At 44.2% G+C, this 1,039-nt stretch carries 1 protein-coding gene; it reads left to right on the forward strand.

The annotated features are described in order from the left end of the window. A partial coding sequence (locus CRO21_RS17420; protein WP_141398151.1) for a dynamin family protein occupies positions 1 to 1,039 on the forward strand: 1,039 nt, incomplete at both ends.

Raw genomic sequence — 1,039 nt, forward strand, 5'->3', positions numbered from 1 at the left:
ATGATCTGCATTCCATTCTAGACCAGATGCAGCAATGGCGTAACGACTTCGCCATAGCATTAACCAGCATAGAATTTAAGGTGGAAGCTTTACAGGCTACATCTGCTTTGGCAAAGCAGATTACTTTGCTGAAAAGGCAGATTGCAGAGGAGATTCAGCTTTGGGAAATTAAGTGGACTGAGCTAGGCGCGGCCCAGTCCCTAGCCGATGCCTTTGGTGATAAAGTCATGTTATTGGTATTTGGCAAATTTAATGCAGGTAAAAGTTCGCTATGCAATCTTCTGGCGGAGTGTTTCCGTACACAGGGCCAAGTGGTACGCTATTTTTATGTACAAAATGAGAAAATTCATTATACAGATATGCTATTGCGTGAAGGTGCAACTGAAACCACAGCGCAATTGCAGGGCGTATGCTTAGGAGAGCGACTAGTACTGTTGGATACACCGGGTCTGCATTCAGCCACAGCCGAGAATGCAGCATTGACACAGCGTTTTATTGATAGTGCTGATGGTGTGTTATGGTTAAGTAGCTCGACTTCACCGGGACAAGTACAGGAATTGGATACTTTGGCACGGGAACTAAAACGCCATAAACTTTTGTTTCCGATTATCACCAGAAGCGATCAGATTGAAGAAGATGAGGTCGATGGTGAAATCTGCACAGTATTGTGTAATAAAAATTCGTCACAACGTGCCTTACAGGAAACCGATGTGTATGCTCGTGCAGGAGAAAAACTACGGGAAATGGCAGTGGATCCTGATGTATTAAAGCCACCCGTATCAGTGTCGACACAGATGGCACGTCAAACCGGAATGGATGAGCAGACCATGATTGAGGCAGGTTTTGAGTGTTTGTTTGCGGCACTGTTGCAGATGATTGAGCCTGCTTTGCATTATAAGCAGCGTAAACCGGCAGAGATATTTTTACATCATCTACAAGAACAAGTGCTTGAAACATTTATACAGGAGATAGTACCTCTATCTGATCAATTACAAGCAATCCTTAATCATGCACGAACAGCGTTGCAGCAACAGCAACG

This window comes from Acinetobacter puyangensis (assembly GCF_900096995.1).
GTDB lineage: Bacteria > Pseudomonadota > Gammaproteobacteria > Pseudomonadales > Moraxellaceae > Acinetobacter > Acinetobacter puyangensis.